The sequence below is a fragment of the Streptosporangium vulgare genome, assembly GCF_042428775.1.
Taxonomy (GTDB): domain Bacteria; phylum Actinomycetota; class Actinomycetes; order Streptosporangiales; family Streptosporangiaceae; genus Streptosporangium; species Streptosporangium vulgare.
The window spans coordinates 163765-171732 of record NZ_JBHMBS010000020.1; the positions used below are offsets into that span (position 1 = coordinate 163765).

Below are 7968 nucleotides of genomic sequence, written 5' to 3' on the forward strand. Positions count from 1 at the left end.
GTATTGGTTCACCTCGCTGTCACAGGGGCTTGTACGTCGTTTTCTTGGCGTATGGGTTTTTGGGATCGCAATAAGCTTCCACTGCTCCTTCATATGCGACCGTAGTGCAAATACTCATGTTCATGACAAGCTGAATCCCGCCCGCCTCGCCGTGCTTGGCGCTGCCGCCCAGAGCCGTGGAAACAGAATCCTTCTTGATCCCGTCGATCACCTTGGCAACCGAATCGGCGAGGACTTTAGCCACTCCACAGCCACCGCCAACCCAGGGGTTTCCAGGGCCCACTACTGCCGCACAGAGATCCATGCCAGCTGCGAAAACAAGCAGGTCCACGTTCTCTTTGTTCTCCAGAATGGCGGCTGCGTCCTTACTGCTGATGTAGCCGACACAGTTGTAATTATTTGCCAGCTTATCGCAGATGGTGTAGGAAACATCCTGCCAATCCCTGCCCTTTGTGCAGCCGGACTTCTCCAGTCCCGCTTTGCCCACGCATTCTTCAAGGAATGTGTCCCATGTGTCTTTACAGGCGCTCGCATTTTTAAGGTCGCCGGCCTTTACGCTGCCCCGGCAGTGATAGTTTGCGTTGGCGCCGAAGGCGCATTCGTTCTCCGACAGCCCTCTCGCGTAGCACGTAAGCATGTTGTCCAGGTTGTTGCCGCAGATGCTGGCGTCATGCCTTCTGCACTTATAGTTCAACTCGGCATATTCGCTACATATCCTGTGGTCATCGCGGTTCTTCTTGTCGCCCCTACAGGAGACGTAGTCCTGTCGAGCGATCTCACAGTCGCCGTTGCTGGCGCCGTATCCACTGTTGCGATCCCGTTCCAGGGAGCACCGGCGCTCTTCCTTGTTGGCACCTGAACAGGTGTTGTGACCTTGCGGTGTCGCGGGGTGATTACCGTTACTGCCGACACGGCAGCCAATGTAGTCATTGGCATAATCAGAACACAGGGCTTTCCCTGTCTTCTTCTCGTTACGGCATTCAACATAGTCGGTCTTCATGCCCTGACACTGCTTCTTCTTGTTGCCGGCATCACGGCAATCGTTATATTCGACTGCCGCATCGCCACATATGGCGCCCTTGCCCTTTTTTGAGCCTGCAGGACATGTCACTTTCTTTGCTGCCGCCGTCTTCACTGTCTTCGCCGCCTTCGCTTTCGCCTTGGCCTTGTGCCCGTCCGGGTCGGTGTTGGTGAGGGGGTTGTCGTTGGCGTAGGCGTAGCGGTTGAGCTGGACCGAGGGGTCGGGGCTCTGGGTAAGGGTGTCGCGGCTGACGAAGCTGCCGGTGTTGGGCTGGTACCACCGGGCGGCCATGTTGACCTTGCCCGAGCTGGGGTCGGTGTAGCCGCCCTGATATCCGAGGGTGTGGGTCGCCCCGGTGCGCGTGATGACCTCCCCGAAGGGGTTGTAGGCGACCGAGTCGACCAGTGAGGTGCCGGTGGCGGCAAAGGTCCCGATGAGGTCGCCGCGCAGGTCACAGAATGCGAGCTGGGCGCCGGCGCCGTCCGACAGGCCGAGGGTGCGGCCAAGGGCGTCCCGGCCGAACATCGCGGTCTTGGTACCGGTGGCGCCGTCCGCGACGGTGACGAGATTGTTGGTGATGCCGTCGTAGGTCATGCGCTGGGTCTTGCCGCCTTGGACGCGGGTTTCGACCCGGTCGAGGGCGTCGTAGTCGTACTGCACGTCGCCGTCACTGACCATGCGCTCGAAGGCGTCGAACTTGGTGATGCGGACCATGCCGCCGCCTTCTTCGGCGAGGGTCCCGCGAGCGGTGTAGGTGTACGTACGCCCATCGCCTGCGGTCAGCCTGTTGCGTTCGTCGTAGTCATAGGTCTTGTCGCCCACCCTGATCCGATTGCCGGCCGCATCCCAGCCGTAATCGGTCTTGCCCCCGCCGGGCCCCGTCCAGGAGGTGAGCCGGTTGGCCCAATCATAGGTGTAGGTGTTCTTCCCCGCACCAGCGGTTCCGGCGGTGGTCTTGGACGTCATGTTGTCGTCCGGATCGTAGCCGTACTCGATGGACGCGATCGGTGCCGCGGCTGAGGTGGTCAGCGTGTCCTTGGTGAGCCGGTTCAAATCGTCGTAGCTGTAGGTGCGGCGGGCACCGCCCGCGCCATAGGCCATGCCGGTCAGGCGGTTGGCCTTGTCGTAGCTGTAGTCAAGGGTGGTGCCGGAGACCGGGTCCACCGATCGGGTGAGCCGGTCGCCGTTGTCCCAGCTGAAGGTAGAGGTGCCGGTGCCGTCGACGCGTTGCGTGAGCCGGTTGTTGGCGTCGTAGGCGTAGACGTTGAGGTCACCGGCGACGGCGCTGCTGGATTTGAGCAACTGGCCGCGGTCGTCGAGGCTGAAGGTCAGATCGTTCGCGGTGATCAGGCGTCCGGCCTGGTCGTAGCCGAACGTCTTGGCCTCGGTCTCGGCCTCGGCGCCCGTCCCGGTCTGCTTGGTGAGCCGGTTGAGCTCGTCGAAGGTGCGCTCGACGCGCACTCCGCCGGGGGCCAGCGTGACGGTGGGGTTGCCGCCCGCGTCGTAGGTGGCGGTCCAGGTGCGGTCCTTCGGGTCCGGGTGCTGCGCGGTGGCCGGCTCGATCGCCGTCTCCACGAGGCCGAGGCTGTTGTAGGTGGTGTAGGTGGAGTGGCCGCGTCCGTTGGTCGCGCGGGTCTGCGCGCTGGCCGCGTCGTAGCCGAAGGTGCTGGTGATCTGCTCGCTCTCGGAGACCGGCTCGACCAACTGGGTGATGCGGTTGGCCGCGTCGAAGGAGCGGGTGACGGTGTGCCCCGCCCCCGAGGTGTTGCTGATCGGGTTACCGGCCAGGTCGTAGCCCGTCTTCCGGGTACGCAGCACGGTGCCGTTGGCGTCCAGCTCGCGGGTCTCGATCTTGCGGCCGGCCAGGTCGTAAAGGGTCTGGGAGGTGAGCCTGAGTGCGTTGGTGGTCGTGGTGGCGCGGCCAGCCAGGTCATAGCCGAAGGTGGTGGCGTTGTCGAGCGCATCGGTGTGCTTGATGAGCGCGCCGGCCGCGTCGTATGCGCGGGTGGAGGCATCGCCGGTGGGACGGGTGGTCTTGGTCAGCCTGTCGGCGTCGTCGTATTCCAGCTTGGTGACGTAGATGCCGGGTGTCGGCCTGCGCTCGATCGTGGTGAGCGTGATCTGCCGCCCGAGGTCGTCGTAGGTGGCCTCCGACCGCGCTCCTGTGGGGTCCACCGTCCATGACGCCTCACCGAGCAGGTTGTAACCGAATGTCCACGCCCCGGCCGCGGCTCCGTTGGCGGGTGGGTCGGTGACCTTGACCTTGCGACCCAGCGCATCGTAGAGGGCCGTCGTGGTCTGACCGCGCTGGTCGGTTGCCTTGATCAACTGGCCGGCGGCATCGTATTCCGAGGTTGCGGTCGGGGTGATCGGCTGCCCGCCGGGCGGGGTGTAGACAGGCAGGGTCTGAGCGGTAGCGCGCCCAGCCCGATCGTAGGTCACCGTGGTGTTGCGGCCTTCGGGGTCGACCTGATGGGTGCGCTCGCCGAAGGTGTTGTAGCCCAGCTTGGAAGTAGGCCGGTCACTGACGGCGGCGCCGCCGTTACGCTCCACCTGGACGGCGGGCAGTTGCAGCAGCACCGGCAGCCCGGCCGCGTTGTAGGTCACATTGGTGGTGAAGTCGGCCGCGTTGGCCCCCGTGGCGTTGCCACGTGGGTCGGTCATCGCGGTCACCAGACCGCGATCATCCACGGTGAGCGTGGTGACCAGGTCGGCGCCGTCGTTGCGGACGGTCTGCCGGATCGGCTGGTCGAGTACGTCGTATTCGAACTCGGACACCTCGCTCCGGCTGGTGGCCGCGCCAGTGCGCGTCATCTTGGTCACGTTGCCGTTTGCGTCGTAGGCGAAGCTGGTTTTGCGTGCCAGTGTCTCTGGGGCCGCCACCTGCGAAGTGGTCCGTCCGGCGGCGTCGTAGGCGGCGTCGATGCGCAGCGTGCCGCCACCGGTGGTCTGCCTGGTCAGGAGCCCGGCCGCGTCATAGACCCGCGAGTCCAGCACAACGTCGCGGCCGGTGCCGGAGCCGTTCAGCGCGGCGCCTTTGGCGATCTGCTCGAACGGCAGGTTGTCGGCGTAGTAGGTGTAGGCGGTGGTGCGGCCCATCGCGTCGGTCTTGGACGCCACCCGGCCCGCCGGATCGTAGGCGATCGACTCCATCACCACGTCGGTGGCCTGCTGGGGGGCGAGCGGACTGCCCGTCCATCCCTTCAGCACCGTTGTGGCCAGCTGGCCACGCGGCGTGTAGGTGTAGGCCAGAGTGGCGCCGCGCGGGTCGGTGGAACTAACCTTCTGGCCCTTGGGGTCGTAGCCGAACCTGGTGACCGCGCCCTCGGAGCCGGTGATCGTCTCCTGCCGTCCGTAGGCGTCGTAGGTGTAGGTCGTAGTCCGCGCCGCGTCTCCACCCGTCGCATCCGCGCTGGTTTCGGTCAACAGCAGGCCGTCGGCGTCGTAGGTGGCAGACCACTTCGGCGTGTGGGTCTTGCCGGTGAGCTCGTTCTTGATCCCGAACTCGGTCCTGGTCAGCGCCTTGCCCAGGCCGTCGTAGGTGAACGTGCTGGTCACACCCTCGGGGTGCGCCTTGGAGATCTCCGTCGTGGCGATCACCCGGCCGAACGCGTCGTGAGTGTGCTTCCTCACCAAACCGGACGGCAGAATCTCGCTGACCAGGTCACCGGCGGCGCTGTACGCGTACGTGGTCTCGTTGCCCTTGAAGTCCTTGGCTGACTTCACCAAGCCCGCGGGCATGGTGCCGCCGCCGGTCGCGGGCTCGGTACCGTCGGTGTAAATCTTGCTCGTGCTGCGACCGGTCGGGAAATCCTCCGTGGCCGGGGTGGTGACCTTTATCTCTTCGCCGAAGGCGTTGTATGCCCACGAGGTCTTGTAGGTCTCATCCGCGGCCGAGCCTGACCGGGCGTCGCGTTGGGCGACCTTCGCGTCGTTGCCCGGGTCGAACGGCTTGTCCACGTTGACGAAATAGGAGTAGTACTCCGTGTGGCACTTGTCCGCGGTACGGCACGTCTTCTTCGACAGCAGGTTCCCGCGCTCGTTGAACGCCGATTCCACCACGTTGCCGTTGGCGTCGATCACCTTGGCCGGGTACCCGCCTACGTCATACGCCCACTTGGTGGTCGCGCTGGCCTGGTCGGTATGCGACACCGGCCGGTAGCCGCGCTGTGCGTCGTCCACATAGGTGACCACGCCGTTGTGCGGGTCGGTCACCTTCACCGTCATGAACGTCGACAGCGTCGTCTGCTTCTCATACACCGGCTCCGCGAGGGTCCACTTGCCGCCGTTGGCGTCGACCTGCGTGGCCAACCGGCCCCCGTCGGGGTTGTAGGTGTTGACCACCCAGGCTCGGCCGGACGGCAACGTCACCCGCGTCAGCTGCGGCTGCGGCTTCCCGGCCGCGAAGTGCCGCGCCACCGCTGCTACACCGAGCGGCTTGCCGTACACCGCCACCTCGTCGATGTCGCCGTTGAACGGGAAGACCGCGGCCGTGCCGGTCGTGAACGGCCAGGCCGAGGAGCCGTAGCCGGAGCCGATCCGGGTCTCCACCATGTCACCGTGCTGGATCTCCCCGGCCAACGTGCCCGCCGCGACACCGTCCAGGTAGAGCGTCTGGGTATGCTCCGCCGGCGTCGAGTCGGTGGCAGGCTTGGTCTCCACCGCAGACAGCACCACATGGTGCCAGGCTCCGTCGTTCACCGCCCCGGTGGAGGTGATCGGGCTTTGCGCGACGGTGGAGAGGCCGGTGAAGAACTGGCCACGTAGCTTGCCGTCGGTGCCGACGTACACCACCGGCGCGGACGCCGACGGCGTGTTGTCGGCGGTGTTCTGCATGCCGATGACCGTGCCGGAGACGGTGGTCTTGAACCACGCCTCGACCGCCAGTTCCCCGCCCTGGCCGCTCACGGCGTTCCGCGGCAGCTGCACGAAGGTCGAGGTCGTCGCTCCCTTGAAGCGCATCGCGGTGTCCGGCGACCCGGCCGGCGCACCCGGCACCTGGGCGCCGAGGTCGGCCGGGGTGGTCCCGTTCAGCTTGGCCTGCTCCTCGGTGATGTTCCAGCCCGCCGCGCTCGCGACGGTGGCGCCGGTACGGGTCTCTGCTTCGTTCAGCCGGTAGTAGTACTCTGGCCGCGAATCGGTGATCACACTCTTGTACCGCGAGCTTGCGCCGTAGGTGTAACCGTTGCAGGCGGTCGCCGAAGTAGGCGGGCACACCTTGACCAGCTGATCACCCTCGTAGGTGTAGGTCCAGGTCAGTGGGTTGCCGTCCACCGGGTTGGTGGACACGCTCGTCACGTGGTTCCCCGCCCAGGTGAATGACAGCGAGCGGCCGCCCGTGGCGGTCACCTTGGTCAGCTTGCCATCGGTGCCGCGGGTCAGCTCCTGCGCGCGTCCCCGATGATCTGTGATCTTCGTGAGGAGGCCGGAAGCATCGAACCAGTAGGAAGTGGCCGACTTGTCCATCAATCGCCAGCCACCCGCTTGCTCGGCGGCCAGCGTCGCGAATGTTCCCTGCGGGGGTGCGAAGGTTCCATTGCCCGTCGGCGCGAACCGCATCTGCTCGCCGCCCGGGTAGGTCACCAGCAGGCTGCCGGTCGGCTCCGTCTCGATCCGCATGTCCCAGCGGGTCGTCCACCCGGCACCGAACATGCCGTCGGTTCGCGGGTCCAGGCTGTTGTAGGTACGGCTCACCGACAGTGGCGGTCCTACCACCGCCACTGAGGCGTCGGTGGCGGAGTGCGCGAAGTTGCCCGAGGTGTGATTGAACTCGCGGCCCTGCGTGCCGGCGGCCAGCAGCCCGTTGATGTTGCCCTGCTCCGGTGCGGGGGTGAAGGTTCGCCACGAGGAGGTCACCGTGGTGTAGGTCGTGGCCGCCTTGGCCATCCACGAATACGTCTCACCCCACTTCAACCGCTTGTCGTTGACCTGCCAGGTGCCTTCTTTGGTCCACTCTTCGGTCGTCTCCGCGGAGTCCTTGCACCAGCGCCAGTTCGGTGCGGTGCCCGCGCAGAGCTGGAACCAGTACTTGACCTCGCCCTTGTTGAAGGGCCGCGCATTCGCCGACAGCACCGGCGTCAGGGTGTCCACCTGGCTGTTGTGCGCCGGGGAGAACGACTCGAACGGCAGCGCCGCCACGGTCGCGTACACCCAACCCGACCACGGGCCCGACACTCCGGAGGTGGTCGTGGCCCGTGCTCGCCAGCGGATGTGCCAGCCGTCGGTCAGCTTCTCGGCCGGTACGACCGCCCAGGCGTTGGTCCCGGACGCGTATTCCTTGTCAGAGGTGCCCGACCAGATCAGGCCCGTGCCCTCGTCACCGGTGGCCGGGTCGTGCTCCATCTCGACATTGAGCTTGCTGGGCCGGTTTTCCGGGTCGGTCACCTTGGCGTACATCCACGGCGTCAACGACTCTGCCGTCCACGACGTCGTGCCGCGAATCGCCGGACTCATCCCCAAGCCGTCAATGCTCGGCTTGTGGAGGTCCACGGTGGCGTTTTGCCAGGGGGACCATTGGCCTTCGACGCCTGCGGTGGTGACGCCGCGTACTCGCCAGCGGATCTTCATGCCGTCGGTGAGTTTCGCTGCCGGTACCTGTACCCAGGCGTTGCCGCCGGAGGTGTAGGAGGTGGTGCCCTTGCCGGACCAGATCAGTCCGGTGCCCTGTGCGGGTGTGGCCGGGTCGTGTTCGATTTCCGCGCCCAGCACCAGCTTTGATCCGCCGGCGTCGGTCACCTTGGCATACAGCCATGGTGTGGCCGAGGCCAGTGTCCAGGAGTCGGTGCCGCGGGTGGCCGGCACCGCGCCCAGGCCGTTGCCGGCGGTCCCGCTCACCGCGACCGTGGCCGCCTGCCATTCTGACCACGGTCCGGCTATTGCGGTGGAGGTTGTGGTGCGTACTCGCCAGCGGATCAGCCAGCCGTCCTTGAGCTTGCCCGCTGTCACGG

1 protein-coding gene is annotated in these 7968 nt (G+C 65.9%); it reads right to left on the reverse strand.

Annotated elements, in window-relative coordinates:
- Positions 1-19: 19 nt before the first annotated feature.
- On the reverse strand, positions 20-7855 hold the full coding sequence (locus tag ACFFRH_RS32190; RefSeq protein ID WP_386161190.1) for an RHS repeat-associated core domain-containing protein: 7836 nt from the start codon (positions 7853-7855) through the stop codon (positions 20-22).
- Between the last annotated feature and the right edge of the window lie 113 nt (positions 7856-7968).